This window comes from Micromonospora sp. RP3T (assembly GCF_003027925.1).
GTDB lineage: Bacteria > Actinomycetota > Actinomycetes > Mycobacteriales > Micromonosporaceae > Micromonospora.
This window is the reverse complement of record NZ_PYPS01000027.1, coordinates 51,435-74,236: the sequence shown is the minus strand read 5'-3', so window position 1 is coordinate 74,236 and position 22,802 is coordinate 51,435. Positions and strand designations below refer to the sequence as shown.

The window sequence follows — 22,802 nt, the reverse complement described above, 5'->3', positions numbered from 1 at the left end:
CCGATGGGTTCGGCCCTCACCGTGCCGCCCGCCGGCCGTGCCGTCCTCTCAGCTCGCTCTCACCCCGCTCGCGGCGCGCGCCCGCGTCCGCGCCTCGCCGAGCAGCCGCAGCGCTCGCTCACGTTCCTGCTCCTCGCCGTGCACGCGGCACAGCGCCAGGCAGCCGCGCAACGCGGACCGGGCCGCCGCGAGCCGACCCAGGGCGAGATGGGCGGCGCCGAGACGACGCAACGCGATCAGCTCGCCGATGCCGTCGCCGACCTCCCGGCTGCCGGCCACCGCCTCGGTCAGCTCCGCCACCGCCCGCTCGTACTCGCCGGTGCGCAGGTGCAGGTCGCCGAGGTGACCCCGGCTGATGGCGGCGCCCCGCCGGTAGCCCAGCTCCTCGCAGAGCGCCAACGCGCGGCGCAGCAACCGGCCGGCGTCCGCCTCCGCGCCGACGCGCCCCAGCACCAGGGCCAGGCTGGTCGAGGTGTACGCCTCGCCGAACCGGTCGTCGAGCTGCCGGAACAGCGTCAACGCCGCCCGGAAGGCGGTCTCCGCCGCGTCGGTGCGCCCGGCCACCCGGTGCGCCGCGCCGAGCCCGAACAGCACCTGCGCCTGCCCGGTGGGGTCGCCCAGCTCGACGGTGAGCGCCTCGGCCCGCCCCAACGCGGTCATCACGGCGGCGTCGTCGCGGCGCAGCCGGTGCGCGGTGCCGGCGGCCCGCAGCGTCAGCGCCTGCCCGGCGCGGTCGCCGAGCCGCTCGAACCGGGTCAGTGCCGCGTCGAGGCAGCGCAGCGCGTCGTCCAGCCGGTCCAGGTTGAGGTACCGCTCGCCGCGGGCCCGCAGCAGCCACGCCTGCCCGGTCTCGTTGCCGGCCGCCTCGCACGCGGCCAGCGCCTGCCCGGTGGTGGCGTCCCAGTCGTCGAGGTGCTCGCGCAGTTCGAAGAAGCGGCCGAGCGTGTTCGCCAGGTTCCAGGCCGCCTCGTCGAGCCCGGCCGACGCGGCCCGGCGGACCGCGCCGGTGAGCGGGCCACGGGCCGCCTCGAACCACGACACCGGGTCGGCGAGCACCACGTCCAGCTCGGCCGCCGTCCACCGGGACCAGCGCGGCGCCGCGCCGGCCGGGCCGCGCCGGAAACCACCGGGGGTACGCCGGTAGGCCTCGTCGGTCAGCGTCAGCCAGCCGCCGACCAGCCGGGCCAGCGCCGCCCGTCCGACGTCGGCCGGTTCCTCGGCCGCGCCGCGTTCCCCGGCGTACGCCCGGACCAGGTCGTGCAGCCGGTAACCGGCCGGGTCGACGTCCACCAGCCGCGCCTCGACCAGCCGTTCGGTGAGTTCCTCGGCGGCGGCCAGCGGCAGGTCGAGCAGCGCCGCGGCGGCCCAGGACGGCACCCGGGGCAGGTCCACCGCACCGAGCAGCCGCAGCAGGCGCCGTTCCGCGCCGGTCAGCTCCTGGTAGCTGGTCGCCAGGCTGGAGCGGACCGCCAGGTCGCCGGTGCGCAGCACGTCCAGTCGGGCGCGCTCGTCGGCGAGCTGGTCGGCGAGCCGCCGTACCGGCCAGTGCGGGCGGGCGGCGAGCCGGGCGGCGGCGATGCGGATGGCCAGCGGCAGGTGGCCGCAGCGTTCGGCCACCCGGCGGCAGTCGGCGTGTTCGGCGGTGACGCGGGCCGGCCCGAGCGCGTGGCGGAGCAGGTCGACGGCCTGCTCGGCGGTGAAGACGCCGAGGTCGACGTGGGCCGCCCCGGGCAGGGCGGTGAGCCGCCGCCGCGCGGTGACCAGCACCGCGCATCCCGGCTCGGCGGGCAGCAACGGGCGGACCTGGTTCTCGCCGGCCGCGTTGTCCAGCACGACCAGCAGCCGCCGGCCGGCGGTGCGGGCCCGGAACAGGGCGGCCCGTTCGTCCGCCCCGGCGGGCACCGCGCGCGGGTCCTCGCCGAGGGCCTGGAGGAACCGGCCCAGCACCGCGCCCGGGTCGAGCGGCTCGCCGCCGCCGCGTAGGTCGACGAAGAGCTGCCCGTCGGGAAAGGCCGCCCGGACCAGGTGTCCGACGTGGACGGCGAGGGTGGTCTTGCCGCCGCCGGCCACGCCGGAGACGGCGACGACCCGCGGCGCGGTCGCGGTGGCGGCGGTGAGCCGGGCCACCAGGTCGGCGGCGACGGCGTCCCGGTCGACGAAGTCGGGGGCGTCCATCGGCAGTTGCGCGGCGGCCGGCGCGGGCACCCGGTCGGGGGCGTCGTCGATCAGCGGATCACCGGCCAGGATGCGGCCGTGCAGGGCCTGGAGCGCCGGGCCGGGCTCCAGGCCCAGCTCGGCGACGCCGGCGGCCCGGCCCTGCCGGTAGACCTCCAGCGCCTCGGCCCGCCGGCCGGCCCGGTGCAGCGCCCGCATCAGCCGCTCGCGCAGTTCCTCCCGCAGCGGCTCGTCCCGCACCATCCGGTGCAGCCGGGGAATCAGCTCGGCGTGCCGGCCGAGGCCGAACTCGACGTCGATCCGGTCCCGTTCGGCGGCGAGGCGCTGCTCGGTCAGCTCGGCGACGGCGGCATGGAACCCGGCGGCGCCCGGGTCACCGGGCAGCCGCACGTCGGCCAGCACCGGCCCGCGCCAGGCGGCGAGCGCGTCGCCGTATCGGCGGGACGCCTCGGTCAGCCGCCCGGTGGCGGCCAGCTCGGCGGCCTCGGCGGTGGTGGCGGCGAAGACGGTGGCGTCGAGCGCGTCGGGGGCGACGACGAGCCGGTACCCGCCGGGGCGGGTGGCGATGGCGTCGCCGAGCACACCGCGCAGCCGCCAGATCAGCGTCTGCACCTGACCGACGGCCGTGTCCGGCGGTGCGTCGCCCCAGAGCGCGGCGAGCAGCAGGTCCCGCGAGACGACCCGGCCGGCGTGCACCAGCAGGACGGCCAGCACCGCCCGCTGCTTGGGGCTGCGCAGCGGGACCGGCTGCCCGGTCCGGAGCACCTCGAGCGGGCCCAGGATCCGATAACTGACCATGCGGGCGACACCGTACCACCGGATCGACCACTGTCGCTCCGGTCGCGGTGGCGGGGTCAGGCCCGCGCGACCGGCAGGTCGAGCACCTCGTCGACCGGGCGGCGCGGGGTGGCGCGGCCCGGTTGGCCGTACCCGACCCGCATCACCATCTGCGGCGTGCCGAACCGGCCCAGGGACAGCCGCAGCGCCTCCCGCGCGGCCGGCACCTCGATCGGCTGGGAGAGCATCGACACGGCGAGCCCGGCGTCGGTGGCGGTGAGCAGCACCCGTTGCAGGGCCTGCCCGGCCACGACCTGGTCGGTGCCGGTGTTGCCGGGGGTGCCGAGCACGGCGACCAGCGGCTCCGGTTCGAAGTCCCGGCCGGGCGCCCGGTTGCGTCCGCCGAAGCCACGCTGCGGCAGCAGGTCCTGCGGTTCGGTCTGCGGGCCGCCGGCGGTGGCCGGTACGCCGTCCGGGGCCGGCTCGGAGCGGATCCACGCCACCCGCTCGGCCACGTACGCGGGGTCGCGTTCCAGCACCCGGTGGGCGCTGCGGGCGACCTCGGCGAACGCGTTGACCGCGCTGGTGCCGATGACCAGTTCCAGCCAGCACTGCTCGGCGCGGGCCGCCTCGCCGAGCCGCCAGCGGGCCTCGGCCGGCACCGGGTCCGGCCAGAACGGCGCCCGGTTGCTGAAGCGGCGGCCGATCGCCCCGTACAGGCTCTGCTCGGTCGGGGTGGGCCGGCGCGGCACGTCCGGCGTCAGCCGGGCCACCACGTCCGGTTCGGCGGGGTACGGGCGCAGGCGGACCGTCGCCGGGGTGCCCGCCACGGCCAGCGCCAGCCGCAGGTTGAACAGCGCCGCCCCGCACGCGATCCGCGCGCCCCAGCCGGTCGGGTCGGTGGCCGGCAGGCCGCGCAGCGGGTCGACGGCGACCTCGATGCCGCCGTCGTGCAGTCGGAACCGCCACGGCTGGGTGTTGTGCAGCGACGGCGCGCGTACCGCGTCGGTGACCGCGGCCCGCAGCTGCCCGACGGTGTATTCGGTCGTCATGGTCGTGCTCCCTCCGTACGGCGTCGGGCTTCCGGTTCCTACGGTGCGTCACCGGAAGCGGCCCTGAGCAGGGCCGGAGGTCCCCACCTGGGCGGGTCCGACCGGCCCGGGGCGGCGCGTCGACGACGGGACCTTCGGCCCGTGCGGGGGTGGCCGGCAGCGGGTAGAAAGGACTGATGATCCGGGTGTTCCTGCTCGACGACCATGAGGTCGTCCGTCGTGGCCTGGCCGATCTGCTGACCAGCAGCGGCGACATCGAGGTCGTCGGCGAGTCCGGCCTGGCCCAGGAGGCGGCGCGGCGGATTCCCGCGCTCCGCCCCGACGTGGCGATCCTCGACGCCCGGCTGCCCGACGGCAACGGCATCGACGTGTGCCGGGACGTACGCGCCGTGGACTCGTCCATCAAGGGTTTGATCCTCACCTCGTACGAGGACGACGAGGCGCTGTTCGCGGCGATCATGGCCGGTGCGGCCGGCTACGTGCTGAAGCAGATCCGCGGCACCGACCTGGTGGACGCGGTCCGTCGGGTGGCGGCCGGGCAGTCCCTGCTCGACCCGGCGATCACCACCCGGGTGCTGGAGCGCATCCGCAGCGGCGTGGAACAGCCGCGGGAGCTGAAGTCGCTCACCGAGCAGGAACGGCGGATCCTGGAGTACGTCGCCGAGGGGCTCACCAACCGCGAGATCGCCGGCAAGATGTTCCTGGCGGAGAAGACGGTGAAGAACTACGTCTCCAGCGTGCTGGCGAAGCTGGGCCTGGAGCGGCGCACCCAGGCGGCCGTGCTGGCCACCCGGCTGCTCGGCAAGACCCACTGACCCCGGCCGGGTCAGTCGAGCGGGACGCCCCAGCGTAGCTCGGTGCCGTGCGGCTCGACCCGGCGCAGCGTGAACTCCCCACCGAGCCGTTCGGCCCGCTCCCGCAGGTTGACCAGGCCGCTGCGGGCCGCCGTCGGGTCGCAGCCGATCCCGTCGTCGGTGACCGTGATCTCGACCCGGCCGGCGTCCACCGCGACCCGCACCGACACCCGGTCGGCCCGCGCGTGGCGGACCGCGTTTGACAGCGCCTCGCGCAGCACGGCCACCAGCTCGGGACGCAGCTCGTCCGGGACGGCGCTGTCGATCGGGCCGACCAGGTCCAGGTCGGGTCGGTGCCCGAGCGTCTCGGCGGCCACCTCGATCGCCTCGCGGATCTCGGTGCGCAGCGCCGCGCTCATCGGGGTGCGCAGCTCGAAGATGGTGCGGCGGATGTCGCGGATGGTGGCGTCCAGGTCGTCGACCGCCTGGTTGATGCGCTTCGCCACCTCGGGTCGGGCGTTCATCGCCCCGCTCTGGAGTTGCAGGCCGGTGGCGAAGAGCCGCTGGATCACCACGTCGTGCAGGTCCCGGGCGATCCGTTCGCGGTCCTCCAGCACCACCAGCAGTTCCCGTTCCTCCTGGCCGCGCGCCCGCTCCATGGCCAGCGCGGCCTGCCCGGCGAAGCTGGCCAGCAACGCGAGGTCGTCGTCGGCGGCGGGCCCGTGGTCGGGCCGGTGCGCGATCACCAGGACGCCGTGCAGCGTGTCGGCGGCGGCGAGCGGGGACACCACCGCCGGGCCGGCGACCACCGGCTGGGGCCAGGGCGCCGCCGCGGCCAGGTCGTCGACCTGCTCGTGTCGGCGCTCGGTGGCCGAGCCGGCGAAGCTGGTCTCGGCGGCCGGCAGCACCACGCCGACGAGTTCCCGGGCGATCGGGTCCGCGCCGTCGACCACCTCGACGGTGAACTGTGCCTCGTCCTCGTCGTAGAGCAGCACCAGCGCCAGCTCCGCCTCGGCGACCTCGCGGGCGCGGCGGGCGACCAGGGACAGCGCGTCGGTGCGGCGCACCTCGCCCAGCAGCACCGAGGTGATCTCCGCGGCGGCGGCGAGCCAGCGTTCCCGCCGGTGCGCCAGCGCGTAGAGGCGGGCGTTCTCGATCGCCACGCCGGCCGCGGCGGCGAGCGCGGCCACGATCTCCTCGTCGTCCTCGGTGAACTCGGCGGCGCCCTGCTTCTCGGCCAGGTAGAGGTTGCCCCACACCTGGTCGCGGATGCGCACCGGCACGCCCAGGAAGCTGTGCATCGGCGGGTGGTGCGGCGGGAAGCCGTACGACCGGGGATGCCGGGTGATGTCCGGCATGCGCAGCGGCTTCGGCTCGTCGATGAGCAGGCCGAGCACGCCCCGGCCGTGCGGCAGCTCGCCGATGCGCGCGTGCAGCTCGGCGTCGATGCCGTGGACGATGAAGTCGTGCAGCATGCGGCCCGGCCCGATCACCCCGAGCGCGCCGTATCGGGCGCCGGCCAGCTCGCACGCCGACCGCACGATCCGCTGCAACGTGCTGCGCAGGTCCAGGTCGGAGCCGATGCCGACGACCGCGTCGAGCAGCGCACGCAGCCGTTCCCGGCTGGTGACCACCTCGCCGACCCGGTCGAGCATCTCCTGGAGCAGCTCGTCGAGGCGGACCCGGGACAGCGGGGACAACCCGAGCGACGGCGTGACGGGCTCGTGCCGGGGGTTCGGTGCGGCGGCCACCGGCCGATGCTATCGCCCGGTGGCCGCCGCCGACGAGACCGTCAGGACGGCTGGTCGCGGACCGCCGAGGTGTCGACGGTCTGCGCGGCGTCCAGCCGCGGGGTGTGCGGCGGGCCGGCGTGCTCCGGGTCGGCCAGCCCGAGCCGCATGCTCAGGTAAGGGTGGCCCAGGCCGGCCAGCGTCTGCCGGAGCACCTCGCGGGTGCCGTCGACCTCGACCACGCCGGAGAGCGGCACCACCGACACCCCGTGCCGGGTGGCTTCGAGCCAGGCGGCGGAGAGCGCCTCGCCGGCGCGCAGCCAGCTCAGCGGCTCGTCCTCGGCGCCCCAGAGGATGGCGTAGACGGCGGCCTTGTCGTGGCCGGGGCCGATCGGCAGCGAGCCGGGGGTGCCGAAGTCGCGGCCCGGGACGGTGGTCTGCGCCGCCTGGTCGGGCAGCACCTCCGGCGGCAGGCCGGTGCCGGTGCCGGCCCGGTTCGTCCAGTACGCCAGCTCCTCGCGCAGCTCCGGGCTGTCCGCCTCGACGGCGGCGGCCTGCTGGGCGGCGCCGGCCAGCTCGATCTTCTGCATGTCGTCGAGGATCTGCAGGTTGACGCCCTCCCGGGTGGCGGCCCGGTCGATGTCGTCCAGCACGGCGGCGGGGATCGGCTCGTCGCTGACCGGGCGCCGGTCGGTGTGCCGTATCCGCATGCACTGCACCAGGCGCATCGCGTCCGGGTCGGCGCCGGTGTGCCGCAGCCCGGTGAGCCGGGCCATCAGGTCGGGTTGGTGCGGGTCGGGTAGGCGCTCCACCACCGGCGTCCAGCCCTCGGCGGCCAGCGCCACCCGGGCGTGGTGCAGCGCGGCGCCGCAGCTCACCACCAGCAGCCGGCCCTCCGGGTCCATGGCGCTGAGGTGCCGTTCCCGGACCACCCGCAGCTCCAGCGCGTCCGGCCGGACCGTCCAGTGCCACGGCTGGGTGTTGTGCACCGAGGGGGCGTGGCCGGCCGTGCCGGCGGCCTCCGCGAGCGCGGTGGTCAGCGGGCGATCGGTAGCCGGCGTCTCGTGGCTCATCGTCACGACCTTTCCTGTTTCTCCCCATCGTGCCCCACGCCCGGGATGCCCGGGTGGGGTTGCCGCTCCATCCTCGGGCATGTCCGGACCCGCCGCACGGGGTCCTTCGGCCCCTCGGATTACCCGCGTTCGCCCTACCTGTCCCGCTTCGGCACTGAGACGATTCGCCCATGGGGACGGAACCGCGCGAATGCGTACCCGAACGGCCGGCCCGCGCCCGGCGGGCCGTGGTGGCCGAGTGGGCCCCGTTGGCGCTGCTCACGCTGGCCGTGCTGGCCGGCGCGGCGCTGTGGTTCGCGGGGGCGCGGGGCGCGGCCGGTCTGGTCTGGGCGGCGGTCACCGTGGCCGCCCTGGCACCGGCCGCCTGGACCATGCTGCGCCAACTGTGGCGCCGGCAGTTCGGGGTGGACGTCATCGCGGTGCTGGCGCTGCTCGGCGCGTTGCTGGTGCGGGAGTACCTGGCCGGCGCCGTGATCGCGGTGATGGTGGCCACCGGGCGGGCGCTGGAGGAGTACGCCCGGCGCCGGGCCACCCGCGACCTGCGGGCGCTGCTGGAACGCGCGCCCCGGCAGGCGCGGCGGCGCACCGCGGACGGCGGGATCGAGGTGGTGCCGCTGGACCGGGTCGTCGCCGGTGACCGGCTGGTGGTCGGCCCCGGTGACGTGGTGCCGGTGGACGGCACGGTCGAGGAGGCGGCCACGCTCGACGAGTCGGTGGTGACCGGCGAGTCCCGGCTGGTCGGCCGCGCCGTCGGGGAGCAGGTGGCCAGCGGCGTCGTCAACGCCGGCGCCGGCTTCGGGCTGCGGGCCGACCGCAACGCGGCGGAGAGCACGTACGCCGGCATCGTCCGGCTGGCCGCCGACGCCACCGCGCGCAAGGCCCCGATGGTGCGGCTGGCCGACCGGTACGCGGCCGCGTTCGTGCCGTTCACGCTGCTGCTCGCCGGCCTGGCGTGGCTGCTGTCCGGCGAGTTCGTGCGGGCGGTGGCGGTGCTGGTGGTGGCCACCCCGTGCCCGCTGCTGCTGGCCACCCCGATCGCGGTGGTCTCCGGGCTGTCCCGGGTGGCCCGCCGGGGCGTGCTGGTGCGCGACGGCGGTTCGCTGGAGCAGCTCGGCCGCGCCCGTACCCTGCTGCTGGACAAGACCGGCACGCTCACCGCCGGCCGGCCCCGGGCCGCGGAGACGGTGGTCGCGCCGGGCGGCGACCGGGACGAGGTGCTGCGCCTCGCCGCGTCCGTCGAGCAGCTCTCGCCGCACGTGCTGGCCGCCGCGCTGGTCCGGCAGGCCCGCGAGCGGGGGTTGCCGCTGGCCGGGCCCACCGACGTGACCGAGGAGCCGGGGCGCGGCGTGACCGGCCGGGTCGACGGCCGGACGGTGCGGGTCGGCCAGCTCGACGGCGAGCCGCCGGCGTGGGCGGACCGGGTCCGGGACCGGGCCGAGCGGTCCGGCCGGTCCACGGTCTGGGTCAGCGACGAGCACGGCCCGCTGGGCGCGATCCTGCTGGAGGACCCGGTCCGCCCGGACGCCCGGCGGACCGTGCGGCGGCTGCGCGAGGCGGGGCTGACCCGGCTGGTCATGGTGACCGGCGACCGTCCCCGTACGGCCCGCCAGGTCGCCCAGGTGGTCGGCGTGGACGACGTGATCGCGCGCTGCGCGCCGGCGGAGAAGGCCGACCGGGTACGCGCGGAGTCGGCGCGGGCGGTGACCGTGATGGTCGGCGACGGCGTCAACGACGCCCCGGCGTTGGCCGAGGCGCACGTCGGGGTGGCGATGGGCGCCACCGGGGCGACCGCCTCCGCCGACGTGGCCGACGCGGTGCTCACCGTGGACCGGCTGGACCGGCTCGCCGACGCCGTCGAGATCGCCCGGTACGCCCGCCGCATCGCGGTGCAGAGCGCGACCGTCGGCATGGGCCTGGCGGTGGTGGCGATGCTGGTGGCCGCCGCCGGCCGGCTGCCCCCGGTCGCCGGCGCGTTCCTCCAGGAGGGCATCGACGTGCTGGTGATCCTCAACGCGCTGCGGGCGCTCGGCGGCGGGCTGCGGCAGCGGGAGGTGCCCCCGCACACCCGGGAGCTGCTCGACCGGTACGAACACGAGCACGGCGGCGTCCGGGACGTGCTGGCCCGGTTGCGGGACACCGCCGACCTGGTGGCGACCCACCCGGACGACCCGGGGTGCGTGCCGGCGGTGCGGGACGTGCACCGGCGCCTGGTCGACGAGGTGCTGCCGCACGAGGCGGCCGAGGAACGGCAGCTCTACCCGGCGTTGGCCGGCCCGCTCGGCAGCGACGAGGCAACCTCGACGATGAGCCGGGCGCACGTGGAGATCGTCCGGCTGGTGGAGCGGATCGGCGGGCACCTGGCGGCGCTGGACGGCGGACTGCCCGCCGAGGAGGTGCCCGACCTGCTCGCCGCGCTGTACGGCCTGGACGCGGTGCTGCGCCTGCACCTGGCCCAGGAGGAGGAGGACTACTTCTCGCTCAACACCGCCGACGGCTCGCCGGGGCGTTAGGAGGGGCCCCTTCTTATGCAGAATGCGTTAAGAAGGGGCCCCTCCTTCTACTCCCGGACGACGGCGACGGGGCAGTGCGCGTGCTGGATGAGCTGCTGGCTGACCGAGCCGAGCAGCATGCCGCGCAGCCCGCCCCGGCCCCGACTGCCGACCACCACGAGCTGCGCCGCCCGGCTCGCCTCCACCAGCAGCGACGCGGCGCTGCCGGGCACGGTGGAGATCTCCACCGGCACGTTCGGGAAGGTCTCCCGCCACGGTGCCAGCTCCGCCTCGGCGGCGGTCCGCTCGCCGGCCGCGACGTCCTCCGGGTCGAAGTCCGGCGGCGCCCACCGGTCACCCGGCGGCTCCCACACCCGCAGCACCCGCAGCGGCACGTCCCGCTGGGCGGCCCGCTCCACGGCGAAGCCGAGCGCCCGCAGCGCCGAGGGGGAGCCGTCCGAGCCGACCACCACCGGCCCGGACGTGGCGGCCTGGCCGTCGCGGACCACCACCACCGGGCAGTGGGCGTGCGCGCTGACCGAGACCGCGGTGGAGCCGGCGAGCAGGCCGCCGAAGCCGCCGTGCCCCCGGCTGCCGAGCACCAGCATCCCGGCCCCGGTGGAGCGTTCCTGCAACACCAGCGCGGGCGGGCCGTCGAACACCTCGCCGTGCACGGTGATGCCGGGCCGCTCGGCGGCGGCGTCCGCCGCCGCCTTGCGGACCAGTTCCTCGATCTGCCGGCGGGCGTTCTCGTCCGGCCAGATGCCCGGGGCCACGCCGGGGCCGATCCAGCCGGCCACCGTCAACCACTCGAAGACGTACGCCAGCCGCACCGGCCGGCCCGACCGGCCCGCCTCGTCCAGCGCCCAGTTCAGGGCCACCGACGCGTCGGTCGAGCCGTCGTAGCCGACCACGATCTCGTCGTCACTCATGCGTCACCTTTCACGGCCGGGTCGGTCTCGCGGATCCAGCGCCACTCGGCGACCCGGGGGTCGTCCTCGCCGTACTCGCGGGTGTGGTCGCGGCAGGCCTGGCGCGTGTCCACCATCTCCTGGCGCAGGTGCGCGGCGCGCGAGCGCAGCCCCGGCACCCGGTCGATGGTGTCGATGACCAGGTGGAAGCGGTCCAGGTCGTTGAGCATCACCATGTCGAACGGCGTGGTGGTGGTGCCCTCCTCCTTGTAGCCGCGCACGTGCAGGTTCTCGTGGTTGGCGCGGCGGTAGGTGAGCCGGTGGATCAGCCACGGATAGCCGTGGTAGGCGAAGATGACCGGCTTGTCGCGGGTGAAGATGGTGTCGAACTCGTTGTCCGGCAGGCCGTGCGGGTGCTCCGAGGGCGGTTGCAGCCGCATCAGGTCGACCACGTTGACGACCCGCACCTTCAGGTCCGGCAGGTGCCGGCGCAGCAGGTCGGCGGCGGCGAGCGTCTCCAGCGTCGGCACGTCGCCGGCGCAGGCGAGCACCACGTCCGGCTCGGCGCCGTCGTCGGTGCTGGCCCAGTCCCAGATGCCCAGGCCGCGGCGGCAGTGCTGGACCGCCTCGTCCATGGTCAGCCAGTTCGGCGCCGGCTGCTTCCCGGCCACCACCACGTTGATGTAGTGCCGGCTGCGCAGGCAGTGGTCCATGGTGGAGAGCAGCGTGTTGGCGTCCGGCGGCAGGTAGACGCGGACCACCTCGGCCTTCTTGTTGACCACATGGTCGATGAAGCCGGGGTCCTGGTGCGAGAAGCCGTTGTGGTCCTGCCGCCAGACGTGGCTGGAGAGCAGGTAGTTCAGCGAGGCGATCGGTTCCCGCCAGGGGATGTGCCGGGTCACCTTGAGCCACTTGGCGTGCTGGTTGACCATCGAGTCGACGATGTGGATGAACGCCTCGTAGCTGGTGAAGATGCCGTGCCGGCCGGTCAGCAGGTAGCCCTCCAGCCAGCCCTCGCAGAGGTGCTCGGAGAGCACCTCCATCACCCGGCCGTCGGGGGAGAGGTGGTCGTCGCCGGGCTCCCGGCGGCCGACGAACGCCCGGTCGGTGACCTCGAACGCCGCGCCGAGCCGGTTCGAGGCGACCTCGTCCGGGCCGAACAGGCGGAACGTCTGCGGGTTGCGGGCGATCACGTCGCGCACCCAGGGGCCGAGCGTGCCGGCCGCCCCGGCGACCGTGCCGCCGGGCTCCTCGACGTCGACGCCGTAGTCACGGAAGTCGGGCAGCTCCAGGTTGCGCAGCAGCTTGCCGCCGTTGGCCACCGGGTTGGCGCTCATCCGCCGGTCGCCGGTGGGCGGCAGCGCGGCCAGCTCGGCGACCGGGCCGCCGGTGGCGTCGAACAGCTCCTCCGGCCGGTAGCTGCGCAGCCAGCGCTCCAGCTCGGCCAGGTGCGCCGGGTTGTCGCGCACCTCGGCGATCGGCACCTGGTGGGCGCGGAACGTGCCCTCGACAGGCTTGCCGTCCACGTCCGCCGGGCCGGTCCAGCCCTTCGGCGTGCGCAGCACGATCATCGGCCAGCGGGGACGCTCGACCTCGCCGCCGGAGCGGGCCCGGCGCTGGATCTCGGCGATCTCGTCGACCGCCCGGTCCAGCGTCGCGGCGAGCAGTTGGTGCACCGTCGCCGGGTCGTCGCCCTCGACCAGGTACGGCTGGTAGCCGTAGCCGCGCATCAGGTCGCGCAGGTCGTCGGCGGGGATCCGGTCCAGCACCGTCGGGTTGGCGATCTTGTAGCCGTTGAGGTGCAGGATCGGCAGTACCGCCCCGTCCCGCGCCGGGTTGAGGAACACGTTGGACAGCCAGCTCCCGGCCAGCGGGCCGGTCTCCGCCTCGCCGTCGCCGATCACGCAGGCGACCAGCAGGTCCGGGTTGTCGAACGCGGCCCCGTACGCGTGGCTCAGCGCGTACCCCAGCTCGCCGCCCTCGTGGATCGAGCCGGGCACCTCCGGTGCCACGTGGCTGGGGATGCCGCCGGGGAACGAGAACTGGCGGAACAGCCGCTGCATGCCGGCCTCGTCGCGCGGGATGTGGTGGTACAGCTCGCTGTAGGTGCCCTCCAGCCAGGTGTTGGCGACCAGTGCCGGGCCGCCGTGGCCGGGGCCGGTGACGAAGATGGCGGAGAGGTCCCGGTCGACGATGACGCGGTTGAGGTGCGTGTAGAGCAGGTTGAGGCCGGGGCTGGTGCCCCAGTGGCCGAGCAGGCGGGGCTTGACGTGCTCGGGCTTGAGCGGCTCGCGGAGCAGCGGGTTGTCGAGCAGGTAGATCTGCCCCACGGTCAGGTAGTTCGCGGCCCGCCAGTAGGCGTCCAGCCGGCGCAACTCGTCGTCGGTCAGGGGGCTGTGCAGGTCCAGCGCGGTGTCCATGCGACGTTGGCCTCTCGCGGCTCGGGGTCGGCTGCCACTCGGGGCGGAATCCTCCGTCCCCGGCCCGTCCACCCTCGCGTCCGGGCGGGGGCGTCGGTCAGGGCCGTAGGTCCCGGGTCGGGCGGGCGTCATGCCCCCTCCCGGGCGCCCGGGTCGAGCCCCCGGACGACGATCAGCGGGGCCGGCGAGTGGTAGAGCAGGGCCTGGCTGACCTCGCCGAGACTGGACCGGACCGGCCCGTCGCCGCGCGCGCCGACCACCGCGAGCTGCGCCGATCGGGAGCGGTCGAGCAGGACGTCGGCGGGCTCGCCGCGGACGGTCTGGCAGTCGGCGGCCACCCGGGGGTGCCGGACGGCCTGCCGGTTGACCGCCGCTTCCAGCAGGCCGTCGTCGGTGTCGCGGCGCTCCGGTTCGACCACCCGGACGGCGAGCAGCCGGGCGCCCCGGCGTTCGGCGCAGTCGAAGGCGTACCCGAGGGTGTGGCGGGCGCCCGGCGAGCCGTCGTAGCCGACCAGCAGCGGCCCCGGCGGGGCCGGCTCGGACCGGCCGACCAGGACCGGGCAGCCGGCGCGGGCGGCCAGCTCGACGGCGGGCGCGTCGGCCGGTACGCAGGCCGGGCAGGTGGAGATGCCGCCGTCACCGAGCGCGACCAGGAAGGCGGTGCCGGCGGCCCGCAGCAGAGCCTCGACCGGCGAGCCCTCGACGATCTCGCCGCTGACCGGCACCCCCGGCGCGGCGTCGGCGGCGAGCTGGCCGGCCTGCTCCAGCAGGCGTTCGGCGTCGATGCGGCTGCCGCCGGCCGGGGCGGGGCCGCCGGTCGCGGCCCAGTTGAACGCGTGCAGCAGGTGCAGCGGCCGGTCGTGCGCGGCGGCCTCGCCGGCGGCCGTGCGGACCACCGTCAGCGCCTCCGCCGACCGGCCGACGCCGACCACCACCGCGCCGTGGGTGGGTGCGGCCATTCCGGCTCACCTCCCGACCGGGTTCTTCACCCACGGTAGTCGGGCGGCCGGCCGGCCGGACCGGGTCAGCGGAACTGGAGGCGGTTGACCGCGTCGAAGAACCGGGCGCCGAACAACCGGCGGGTGTGCACCATCGCCCAGGCGGCGGCGGTGACCAGGTAGCGGGTGCGGGGGCGGCGGGCCAGCACGGCCCGCTCGATCACCCGGGCCACCGCGTCCGGCGGGGCGGCGAGCGCCGGGTTCCGGTAGGACTTCGCCATCGACGCGTCGACCGCGGCCACCATCCGGCGGTACGGCCCGGTCGGCTCGGTGCCGGCGCCGAGCGTGGACGCGGCGACCGCGCCGAAGCCGGTGCGGATCAGGCCCGGCTCGATGACCGCCACGTCCACCCCGAACGGCCGCACCTCCTGGCGCAGCGCGTCGGAGATCGCCTCCACCGCGTACTTGCTGGCGTGGTAGTAGCCGCCGCCGGGGAAGACCAGCCGGCCACCCATCGAGCTGACGTTGACGATCCGGCCCCGGCCGGCCCGGCGCATGCCGGGCAGCACGAGCTGGGTGAGCCGGGCGAGCCCGAAGACGTTGGTCTCGAACTGGGCCCGCACCCGGTCCATCGGGGCCTCCTCGATCGGGCCGTACTCGCCGTAACCGGCGTTGTTGATCAGCACGTCGACCTGGCCGTGCGCGGCTTCCACAGTGGCGACTGCGGCGCGCATGGACGCCTCGTCGGTCACGTCGAGGGCGAGCAGTCGGGCGCCGGTGTCGGCCAGGTCGGCGATCGCGTCGACCTTGCGGGCGGTGGCGTACACGGTGAGGTCGGAGCGGCGGGCGAGCCGCGCGACGGTGGCCCGGCCGATGCCGGAGGAGGTGCCGGTGATCAGGACGGTGGTCATGCGTGGTCTCCCGGAGAGGTCAGGCCGGCGACGAGCAGCGCGACGCCGTCGCGCAGCCGCTGCCGGGGCAGGTCGGGGTCGGTGAGGTCGGCCTCCAGGCCGCGGGTGAGCGCGACGAGCACGTCGGCCACCGCGCGGGCCCGGGGCCCCGCGGCGTCCGCCAGCGTGCCGGCCACCAGGTCGGTCATCTCGGCGGTGTACGCCTCGACGAGGTCACCGGTGAGCTTGCCGCTGGCGTCGAGCAGCTCGGTGGCGTGCGGGCTGTCCCGGTGCAGCGTGAGCGTGAGCTCCAGCTTGGCGGCGAGCACGTCGTGCAGCCGGTCGGCCAGTTCGCCGCCTCCGGTGGCGGCGGCCCGCCGGGCCTGGTCGAGCGTGTCGGCGAAGAGCCGTTCGGCCAGTCGTCGGTAGGCGTCGTTCTTGTTGCGCACGTACTGGTAGACCGCCGGCCGGGACATGCCGGCGGCGGCGGCGATGTCGTCCATGGTGGTGCGTCGCATCCCGTGCCGGGTGAAGCACGCGTACGCGGCGGTCAGGATCGTCTCCAACCGGTCGTTCGACATGCTGACAAGTCTTGCATAAAACGTCAGTACGTCAACCGTGTCCCCGGTCACGCCGGGAGCGCGGTGGTCAGCGGGGGGCGGGCAGGGCGGGGTGCACGCGGACCACGACGGCGGTGGCGTTGTCCGCGCCGCCGGCCGCCAGGCTGGCGTCCAGCAGCGCCCGGACCGTCCGCGCCGGCTCCTGGCGGGCCGCCAGCAGGTCCCGCAGCCGGTGGTAGCCGAGCTGGTCGCTGATCCCGTCGGTGCAGAGCAGCCAGGTGTCCCCGCGACGCAGCGGGGCGGCGAGCAGGTCCGGTTCCGGCTGGTCCGGGTGGCCGACGTAGCGCAGCAGTTGGTAGCGGGCCCGGGCCGCCTCCGGGGAGTCGGCCGGCCACCAGCCGTGCAGCAGCCCCAGCCAGGCCATGGTGTGGTCCACGGTGACCAGTTCCAGCAGCCCGTCGCGCAGCCGGTACGCCCGCGAGTCGCCGAGGTGCACGAGCCAGCCCCGGTCGCCGTCCGGCTCGATCACCAGCGCGGTGAGCGTGCACCCGCTCAGCCCGGCGCGCGTGGCGCCGGCCCGGCGGACCCGGCGCTGCGTCTCGGCGGCGGCGGCGTGCAGCCCGGCGGCGTCGACGACCGGCCACCCGGCGCGGACCCGCCCGACGAAGGTCTGCGTCGCGGTCGTGCCGGCCACCCGGCTGCCCTCGCCCTCGCCCATGCCGTCGCAGACCACGGCCAGCGGCAGTTCCTCGTCGACGTGCAGCACGTCGTAGTTCGCCGGGTAGCGGTGCCCGACCACGCTGCCGCCGGCGACCTCCAGCGTGAGCCGGCCGGCGGTCAGTCGGCGGGTGGCCTCGACCGGCCGGTCCGGTGGGCGGCGGTGGAACACCAGCGGACCGTAACACCGGCACGGGCGGCGAACGGGCAGGTCGGGGCGTGTCTGGTGTCAACCGGGGTTGACGACATGGTGCTGTCAACCTACATTGACAGCATGAGTCAGGCAACGGAACTCGCGGCGGCCGCCGGCAGCACCGACCCCAAGGTCGGCCTGCGGGCCGTGCTCGCCCTGCGCCGGCTGCTCGAACGGCTCGAGGTGGTCCAGGTGGACAACGCCCGCCGACAGGGCTGGTCCTGGCAGGAGATCGCCGACGCGCTCGAGGTCAGCCGACAGGCGGTCCACAAGAAGCACGCCGGACGGCCGGCGGTGCGCGAAAGCTGGGAGGCGTGATGTTCGAACGATTCACCGACCGGGCCCGGGCCGTGGTGCACCACGCGCTCGTCGAGGCACAGACCGAGGGCCGGCGGCCGGTCGGCACCGAGCACCTGCTGCTCGGTGTGCTCGCCGACCGCGACAACCTGGCGGTCCGGCTGCTGTCGGCCGACGGCGTCGACGCCGACGCCCTGCGCGCGGCGGTGGCCCGCCACACCGCGCAGGGCGTCGACGGGCTCGGCGCGGCGGACGCGGCGGCGCTGCGCGAGATCGGCATCGACCTGGCCGCCATCGTGGCCCGGATCGAGGAGTCGTTCGGCCCGGACGCGTTCCGCGAGGCGACACCGCGCCCGCGCCGGTGGTGGCGTCGCCGGCACGACAGCGGCCGGTTCTCGCCGCGGGCCAAGAAGGTGCTGGAGCTGTCGCTGCGCGAGGCGCTCCGGCTGCGCCACCGGCACATCGGCACCGAGCACATCCTGCTCGGTCTGCTCCGGGAGGGCGACGGCCTGGCCGCGCAGGTGCTCACCGAGGCCGGCGTCGACGTCGACGACCTGCGGCGACGGGTCGACGCGGCGCTGCGCGAGGCGGCCTGACCCCCCGCCGGAATCCAAACCTGATTGCGGTCCTCGCAACGACCCCGCCCGCCGGGTCGCCGCCGCGCCCGGTGTCCTGCACACTGACGCCGTGGACGGTGCAGACGACAAGCTTCCGGTGACCGCCGAGAACCGGACCCCGCGCTCGGCCGTGGTGGTGAACCCGGTGAAGGTGGCCGACCTCGACGAGTTCCGCCGGATCGTGGACGGCGCGCTCGACGCGGCCGGCTGGCCGGCCCCGACCTGGTACGAGACCACGGTCGAGGACCCGGGCCGCGGCCAGGCGGAGGAGGCGGTGAAGGCCGGCGCTGAGGTGGTCTTCGCCTGCGGCGGCGACGGCACCGTGATGGCCTGCGTGACCGCGCTGGCCGGCACCGACGTGGCGCTGGCCGTGCTGCCCCAGGGCACCGGCAACCTGCTCGCCGCCAACCTCGGCCTCTCAGGCGACCTGGCGGCCGGGCTGGAGGTCGCCGTCGAGCGCGGAATGCGCCGGCTCGACGTCGGCGTGGTCGACGACCAGTGTTTCGCGGTGATGGCCGGAATGGGCTTCGACGCCCAGATGCTCGACTCCACCTCCGAGACCACCAAGAAGCGGATCGGCTGGCCGGCCTACCTGGTCGGCGCCGCCCGCCACCTGCGGGACCGCCCGATGCGGGTCTCGGTCCGCATCGACGGCCGGCCGCCGCTGCGCCGCCGCGCCCGCTCGGTCCTGGTGGCCAACGTCGGCCGCCTCCAGGGCGGGGTGCGCCTGCTCACCGACGCCGAGCCGGACGACGGCTGGCTCGACGTGGCGGTGCTGACCCCGCGCACGCTCGGCCACTGGGTCGCGATGGGCTGGGCGCTGGTCCGCCGCACCGGCAGCGTGCCCCGGATGGAGGTGTTCCGGGCCCGCACCGTCGAGATCGCCAGCAACCGGGCCCAGCCCCGGCAGCTCGACGGCGACCTGATCGAGCCGGGCCGCTCGCTCACCGCCACCATCCGGCCCGAGTCGCTCTGGCTCTGCGTGCCCCGTCCGGCGGACCACCCCGACCTGGCGGAGGACGCCCAGGCCGCCGCAGAGCGCGGCGAGCGTCTGATCGACGAGGCGCGCCGTGAGTAGCACCAAGCTCGTCCCCGAGACCCGGTTGATGGCCGAGAACGAGCTGTCCGCCGACGACGCCTGGCGCACCCTGCGCCGGCACGGCGGCTGGTCCCTGCTGCGGGACGCGTTCATCCGGTTCCGCTACGGCGACGGCTTCAGCCACTCCCGGGCCCTGGCGTTGCAGCTCTGCCTCGCCGTGGTGCCGTTCCTGATCGCGCTCACCGGGCTGATCACCGACCTCGGCGCGGACGAGGGCGGCAAGGTCGTCGCCGACACGGTCCTGGCGATCACGCCGGGCCAGAGCGAGACGGTGGTGCAGGAGCTGCTCTCCGACACCGACCGCACCGAGGACGCCGGCGAGCTGGCGCTGACCCTCGGTCTGATCACCGGGCTGGTGGCGCTGACCACCACGATGGCGCAGATCGAGCGCGGCGCCAACCGGATCTACGGCGTGGAGCGGGACCGCCCGGCGCTGTGGAAGTACGTCCGCGCCGCCGTCCTCGCGGTGGTCGCCGGCGTGCCCGCGCTGACCGGGTTCCTGATCCTGGTCGGCGGCGGCGCGCTGGGCGATTCGGTGCGCCGGCACTACGAGTGGGGCGACGTCGCCACCGTCGTCTGGGACGTGGTCCGCTGGCCGCTGAGTCTCGGCCTGACCGTGCTCGCCGTGGCGGTGCTGTTCCGGCACGCGCCCCGACGCAAGCAACCCGGCCTGTCCTGGCTCTTCTTCGGCGCCGGCATCGCCATCGCGCTGTGGTGGCTGGCCAGCCTGCTGCTCGCCGCGTACGTCAAGTACAGCGGCGGTTTCGGCCAGACCTACGGCGCGTTGACCGGCATGATGGCGCTGCTGCTCTGGGCCAACCTCACCGGCATGGCGCTCTTCGGCGGGCTGGCCTTCGCCGCCCAGTTGGAGGCCATGCGGATCGGGGTGGAGGAGCCGGCCCAGCCGGATCTGTGGGAGCCGGAGGCGCAGCGCGAGGAGCTGTTCGACACCGGGGAGATGACCGCGCTCTGACGCCGCGCCGACGCGGCGTGTGAGAGCCACGCCGATCGGGTACAGCGCGCCTCGCAGGAAGAAAAGGGAGGTGCGGTGTGACCGCGGTCAAGGAAGCCGGGCGCCGGCCGCTCGGCCACTTCGCCGAGCGGAGCCTCGTCGGGCTGCTCGCGGTGGCCGGCGCGGGCGTCGCCTTCGGCGTGCTGCTCATGCTCGTCCGGTTCCGCTGGAGCCCGCTCCAGGACGCCGACCACGCGGCGGCCGAGTGGTTCAACAACCTCGTGGCCCCGCACCACCCGCTGGTCACCGTGCTCCAGGCGATCACCGACCTGGGCGGTCGACCGGTGCTGATCTGGCTGATCACCATCGCCGTGGTGGGCCTGCTGATCCGCCGCCAGTCCCGGCTGGCGGTCTACCTGATCGTCACCGGCGTGGGCGGGCTGATCCTCGACCCGTCGCTCAAGGCGCTGGTGGGGCGGCTGCGCCCGGTGGTGGACGTGCCGATCGCCAGCGCCCCCGGCAACAGCTTCCCCAGCGGTCACGCGCTCGGTTCGTTCGTCGCGTACGGCGCGCTGCTGCTGGTGTTCCTGCCGGCCATGGCGCCCCGCTGGCGCAAGCCGGCCATCGCCATCGCCGCCGTGCTGGTCGTCCTGGTCGGGCTGACCCGGATCGCGCTGGGCGTGCACTTCGTGTCGGACGTCTTCGGCGGCTGGCTGCTCGGCGCGGCCTGGCTGGGCGTCACCGCGTACGCGTTCCGGCTGTGGCGGCGCGAGCGCGGCCGGCCGGTGCCGCCGCTGAGCGAGGGCCTGGAGCCGGAGGCGGGCGAGGAGATCGCGCCCGCCCCAGCCGAGGAGAAGGTGCTGGAGCACCCCCGCTCCGCGGTGGCCGAGCTGCTGGTCGGCTGGGTGATCGCCTTCGGCGTGCTGTACGCCTTCGGCATGTACGTCAGCTACCACGCCAAGGGCACGTTCTTCGACACGCTCGACACCGAGGTCCCGCGCTGGTTCGCCGCCCGGCACACCGACGCGCTCACGGACCTGAGCTGGTGGTGGAGCAAGTTCGGCGACACGCACGCCATCACGCTGGTCTCGCTGGTGTTCTGCCCGATCGTGCTGGCCCTGTGGCGCCGCTGGCGACCGGTGCTGTTCGTGGTGCTGGCCATGTTCGGCGAGCTGAGCCTGTTCCTGGCCAGCGCCCGGGTGGTGGAGCGGCCCCGCCCGCCGGTGGAGAACCTGGACGGCCAGATGCCCACCTCGTCGTTCCCGTCCGGGCACATCGCGGCGACCATCTGCCTCTGGGTCGCCATGGCGATCATCGTGTTCCCGCGTACCGACCGCTGGTGGCGGTGGCTGTTCGTGGCGATGGCCGTGATCATGCCGGTCGGCGTGGCGACCTCCCGGATGTACCGGGGCATGCACCACCCGACCGACTTCATGGGCGCGATCCTGCTCGGCACGCTCTGGCTGTCGCTGCTCTGGTGGGTGATCCGGCCCAACGCCGACGTCGCCCAGGGCAACCAGCCGGCGATCGAGTCCGAGCAGGTGGACGAGCTGGACGACGAGCTGGCCAAGGCCGGTCGGCCGGCCTGACGACGATGCTGCGGGTGATGACCTGGAACATCCGCACCGGCGGTCGGGACCGTGACGGCACCGACCGCCGGGACCGGATCGTCTCGGTCGTCACCGCGCAGCGCCCGGACGTGCTGGCCCTCCAGGAACTGCGCGGGCTGGACCGCACGCTGGGCGGGTTGGCGGAGCGGACGGGTCTGGTGCCGCACCTGGCCCGGTCCTGCTTCGGCCAGCCGGTGGCGGTGCTGGTCCGTCCGCCGCTGCGGGTAATGCGCGCCGGGCGGGTCCGCCGGCCGTTCCACCACGCCGCCGCCCTGGTGCGGGTGGCCACCGGCGCGGGGCCGCTGACCGTGTTCAGCACCCACCTGAACCCTTGGTCGGGCGGGCGGCGGCGGATGGAGGCGGGCTGGCTGGCGGCGGCCGTGCGGCGGGCCGGGGGAGAGCTGGCAGTGCTCGCCGGGGACCTGAACACGCTGGAGCCGGCCGTCGACCACACCGCCCGGCTGGCCGGGCTCGCCGCCGCGTACCGGCGTCGGCACCTGCGCCGCGACGGCCGAACCGTGGACACCCGCGCGGTGGCCCGGCTGCTCGATGCCGGCCTGGTCGACCTGTGGCCGCGGGCCGGTGGGGACGGGCCGGGCGGGCTGACGGTGCCGACCGGCCACGGCGGCGCGGAGTTCGCCGGGATGCGGCTGGACTACCTGCTCGCCACGCCGGCCCTGGCCGACCGGTTGGTCGCGGTCCGGGTGATCCGCGACGCGGAGGCCGACACCGCCTCCGACCACTACCCCGTCCTGGCCGAGCTGGACCTCACGCCCGCGTAGAGCGGCTTTCCCGGAATTCGCCCCCGGGCGTCCGGGTCAGGCGAGGTCGGACAGGACGATGGCTACGAAGATCAGGATCACCAGCTCGCTGATGATCCAGGAGTGGGCGTTGGACCAGTCGCGGATCTTCGGCAGCAGCCGCCCGGCGCGCGCACCCAGCAGCACGAGCCCGAGCAGCGGCAGCGCCAGCAGCAGCACGGTGAGGACCAGGAACGGCAGCAGGTGCCACCACGGCCTGTCGTGCCCGGCCAGGCTGCCGGCGACCGACGCCATGGTGACCTCGTCGCTGGGCATGGCGAGGAACAGCAGCAGGCCCAGGCCGAACGCGAACGCGGGCTTCGGGTCCTCCAGCCTGCGCATCCAACCCGGAGGCTGGTTCCGCTTCCGGCGCAGGAACGTGACCAGCATGAGCACGAGCAGCAGCGCCAGCACGATCCAGTCGATCAGGTGCCGGCTGCCGCTGTCCTTCGTGCCGTTGCCGGCGGAGTGTCGGACCAGCCGGAACACGGCGTACCAGATCGCCAGCGGCACCAGCGTGCCCAGCGCCGCGCCCGCCAGGTACGCCACCGAGCTGCGTCGCGGGTCGCGGCTGGCGGCCAGGAAGATCGCGCTGACCAGCTGTGGCCCGGCGACCATCACGAACGCCAGCGGCAGCACGGTCAGCAGGTTCATGCCCTCATTCTGTTGCCGCCCGATCGGGGTCGCGGCCGGTTCTAGAGGATCAGG

19 protein-coding genes are annotated in these 22,802 nt (G+C 75.2%); 8 read left to right on the top strand and 11 right to left on the bottom strand.

Translation table 11 applies throughout. From position 1 onward, the window contains the following. Positions 1–48: 48 nt before the first annotated feature. Both C8054_RS21420 and C8054_RS21415 read right to left on the bottom strand, forming a co-directional pair. A complete protein-coding gene (locus tag C8054_RS21420) occupies positions 49–2,973 on the bottom strand; it encodes an AfsR/SARP family transcriptional regulator (RefSeq protein ID WP_107159415.1) in 2,925 nt (974 codons plus the stop codon). 56 nt (positions 2,974–3,029) lie between these two features. After that, the gene (locus tag C8054_RS21415) at positions 3,030–4,004 is read right to left on the bottom strand and encodes a nitroreductase (protein ID WP_107159413.1); all 975 of its coding nucleotides are present in this window, start codon (positions 4,002–4,004) and stop codon (positions 3,030–3,032) included. Between the two features lie 176 nt (positions 4,005–4,180). Here C8054_RS21415 and C8054_RS21410 point away from each other — a divergent pair, with 176 nt between their 5' ends. Continuing rightward, on the top strand, positions 4,181–4,819 hold the full coding sequence (locus tag C8054_RS21410; protein WP_107159411.1) for a response regulator transcription factor: 639 nt from the start codon (positions 4,181–4,183) through the stop codon (positions 4,817–4,819). Positions 4,820–4,830: 11 nt separating this feature from the next. Here C8054_RS21410 and C8054_RS21405 read toward each other — a convergent pair whose 3' ends face one another. Both C8054_RS21405 and C8054_RS21400 read right to left on the bottom strand, forming a co-directional pair. Next, a complete protein-coding gene (locus C8054_RS21405) occupies positions 4,831–6,498 on the bottom strand; it encodes a GAF domain-containing sensor histidine kinase (protein WP_199199867.1) in 1,668 nt (555 codons plus the stop codon). A 92-nt stretch (positions 6,499–6,590) separates the two neighbouring features. Beyond that, positions 6,591–7,601, bottom strand: a complete 1,011-nt coding sequence (locus C8054_RS21400) for a nitroreductase (RefSeq protein ID WP_107159407.1) — start codon at positions 7,599–7,601, stop codon at positions 6,591–6,593. 170 nt (positions 7,602–7,771) lie between these two features. Between C8054_RS21400 and C8054_RS21395 the strand changes: the two genes are divergently transcribed. Further along, on the top strand, positions 7,772–10,111 hold the full coding sequence (locus tag C8054_RS21395; RefSeq protein ID WP_107159405.1) for a heavy metal translocating P-type ATPase: 2,340 nt from the start codon (positions 7,772–7,774) through the stop codon (positions 10,109–10,111). Positions 10,112–10,158: 47 nt separating this feature from the next. On the opposite strand, the gene C8054_RS21390 is transcribed toward C8054_RS21395, so the two are convergent. The 6 genes from C8054_RS21390 to C8054_RS21365 form a co-directional block, all read right to left on the bottom strand. Beyond that, the gene (locus C8054_RS21390; protein ID WP_107159403.1) at positions 10,159–11,022 is read right to left on the bottom strand and encodes a universal stress protein; all 864 of its coding nucleotides are present in this window, start codon (positions 11,020–11,022) and stop codon (positions 10,159–10,161) included. Further along, positions 11,019–13,421: a phosphoketolase gene (locus tag C8054_RS21385; RefSeq protein ID WP_107159401.1), complete on the bottom strand. Its 2,403-nt coding sequence runs from the start codon at positions 13,419–13,421 to the stop codon at positions 11,019–11,021. Before C8054_RS21385 ends, C8054_RS21390 begins: the two co-directional genes overlap by 4 nt. A 128-nt stretch (positions 13,422–13,549) precedes the next feature. After that, positions 13,550–14,380 carry a universal stress protein gene (locus tag C8054_RS21380; RefSeq protein WP_107159399.1) on the bottom strand — a complete coding sequence of 277 codons (831 nt, stop codon included), beginning with the start codon at positions 14,378–14,380 and terminating at the stop codon, positions 13,550–13,552. 65 nt (positions 14,381–14,445) lie between these two features. Beyond that, the gene (locus tag C8054_RS21375) at positions 14,446–15,270 is read right to left on the bottom strand and encodes an oxidoreductase (protein WP_107159397.1); all 825 of its coding nucleotides are present in this window, start codon (positions 15,268–15,270) and stop codon (positions 14,446–14,448) included. Continuing rightward, positions 15,267–15,830, bottom strand: a complete 564-nt coding sequence (locus C8054_RS21370; RefSeq protein ID WP_107159395.1) for a TetR/AcrR family transcriptional regulator — start codon at positions 15,828–15,830, stop codon at positions 15,267–15,269. The genes C8054_RS21375 and C8054_RS21370 overlap by 4 nt, the downstream gene beginning before the upstream one ends. Before the next feature lie 67 nt (positions 15,831–15,897). After that, the gene (locus C8054_RS21365) at positions 15,898–16,698 is read right to left on the bottom strand and encodes a PP2C family serine/threonine-protein phosphatase (RefSeq protein ID WP_107159393.1); all 801 of its coding nucleotides are present in this window, start codon (positions 16,696–16,698) and stop codon (positions 15,898–15,900) included. Positions 16,699–16,800: 102 nt separating this feature from the next. Here C8054_RS21365 and C8054_RS21360 point away from each other — a divergent pair, with 102 nt between their 5' ends. The 6 genes from C8054_RS21360 (at position 16,801) to C8054_RS21335 (ending at position 22,076) form a co-directional block, all read left to right on the top strand. Then, positions 16,801–17,037, top strand: a complete 237-nt coding sequence (locus C8054_RS21360) for an HTH domain-containing protein (RefSeq protein WP_107159391.1) — start codon at positions 16,801–16,803, stop codon at positions 17,035–17,037. Continuing rightward, positions 17,037–17,612, top strand: coding sequence for a Clp protease N-terminal domain-containing protein (locus C8054_RS21355; RefSeq protein WP_107159389.1), 576 nt, complete (start codon positions 17,037–17,039; stop codon positions 17,610–17,612). Before C8054_RS21360 ends, C8054_RS21355 begins: the two co-directional genes overlap by 1 nt. Before the next feature lie 91 nt (positions 17,613–17,703). Next, positions 17,704–18,711 carry a diacylglycerol kinase family protein gene (locus C8054_RS21350; protein ID WP_107159387.1) on the top strand — a complete coding sequence of 336 codons (1,008 nt, stop codon included), beginning with the start codon at positions 17,704–17,706 and terminating at the stop codon, positions 18,709–18,711. Further along, positions 18,704–19,705, top strand: coding sequence for a YihY/virulence factor BrkB family protein (locus C8054_RS21345; RefSeq protein ID WP_107159385.1), 1,002 nt, complete (start codon positions 18,704–18,706; stop codon positions 19,703–19,705). Before C8054_RS21350 ends, C8054_RS21345 begins: the two co-directional genes overlap by 8 nt. A gap of 77 nt (positions 19,706–19,782) precedes the next feature. Further along, positions 19,783–21,273, top strand: a complete 1,491-nt coding sequence (locus tag C8054_RS21340) for a phosphatase PAP2 family protein (protein WP_107159383.1) — start codon at positions 19,783–19,785, stop codon at positions 21,271–21,273. Between the two features lie 5 nt (positions 21,274–21,278). Beyond that, on the top strand, positions 21,279–22,076 hold the full coding sequence (locus C8054_RS21335; protein WP_107159381.1) for an endonuclease/exonuclease/phosphatase family protein: 798 nt from the start codon (positions 21,279–21,281) through the stop codon (positions 22,074–22,076). 36 nt (positions 22,077–22,112) lie between these two features. On the opposite strand, the gene C8054_RS21330 is transcribed toward C8054_RS21335, so the two are convergent. Then, on the bottom strand, positions 22,113–22,748 hold the full coding sequence (locus C8054_RS21330; protein ID WP_107159379.1) for a GAP family protein: 636 nt from the start codon (positions 22,746–22,748) through the stop codon (positions 22,113–22,115). Positions 22,749–22,802: the final 54 nt, after the last annotated feature.

What these genes read in the sequence shown, in the direction of transcription:
- C8054_RS21420 (WP_107159415.1), bottom strand. Translation starts at nt 2,973, where the DNA reads ATGGTCAGTTATCGGATCCTGGGCCCGCTCGAGGTGCTCCGGACCGGG.
- C8054_RS21415 (WP_107159413.1), bottom strand. Translation starts at nt 4,004, where the DNA reads ATGACGACCGAATACACCGTCGGGCAGCTGCGGGCCGCGGTCACCGAC.
- C8054_RS21410 (WP_107159411.1), top strand. Translation starts at nt 4,181, where the DNA reads ATGATCCGGGTGTTCCTGCTCGACGACCATGAGGTCGTCCGTCGTGGC.
- C8054_RS21400 (WP_107159407.1), bottom strand. Translation starts at nt 7,601, where the DNA reads ATGAGCCACGAGACGCCGGCTACCGATCGCCCGCTGACCACCGCGCTC.
- C8054_RS21395 (WP_107159405.1), top strand. Translation starts at nt 7,772, where the DNA reads ATGGGGACGGAACCGCGCGAATGCGTACCCGAACGGCCGGCCCGCGCC.
- C8054_RS21390 (WP_107159403.1), bottom strand. Translation starts at nt 11,022, where the DNA reads ATGAGTGACGACGAGATCGTGGTCGGCTACGACGGCTCGACCGACGCG.
- C8054_RS21385 (WP_107159401.1), bottom strand. Translation starts at nt 13,421, where the DNA reads ATGGACACCGCGCTGGACCTGCACAGCCCCCTGACCGACGACGAGTTG.
- C8054_RS21380 (WP_107159399.1), bottom strand. Translation starts at nt 14,380, where the DNA reads ATGGCCGCACCCACCCACGGCGCGGTGGTGGTCGGCGTCGGCCGGTCG.
- C8054_RS21375 (WP_107159397.1), bottom strand. Translation starts at nt 15,270, where the DNA reads ATGACCACCGTCCTGATCACCGGCACCTCCTCCGGCATCGGCCGGGCC.
- C8054_RS21370 (WP_107159395.1), bottom strand. Translation starts at nt 15,830, where the DNA reads ATGTCGAACGACCGGTTGGAGACGATCCTGACCGCCGCGTACGCGTGC.
- C8054_RS21360 (WP_107159391.1), top strand. Translation starts at nt 16,801, where the DNA reads ATGAGTCAGGCAACGGAACTCGCGGCGGCCGCCGGCAGCACCGACCCC.
- C8054_RS21355 (WP_107159389.1), top strand. Translation starts at nt 17,037, where the DNA reads ATGTTCGAACGATTCACCGACCGGGCCCGGGCCGTGGTGCACCACGCG.
- C8054_RS21335 (WP_107159381.1), top strand. Translation starts at nt 21,279, where the DNA reads ATGCTGCGGGTGATGACCTGGAACATCCGCACCGGCGGTCGGGACCGT.
- C8054_RS21330 (WP_107159379.1), bottom strand. Translation starts at nt 22,748, where the DNA reads ATGAACCTGCTGACCGTGCTGCCGCTGGCGTTCGTGATGGTCGCCGGG.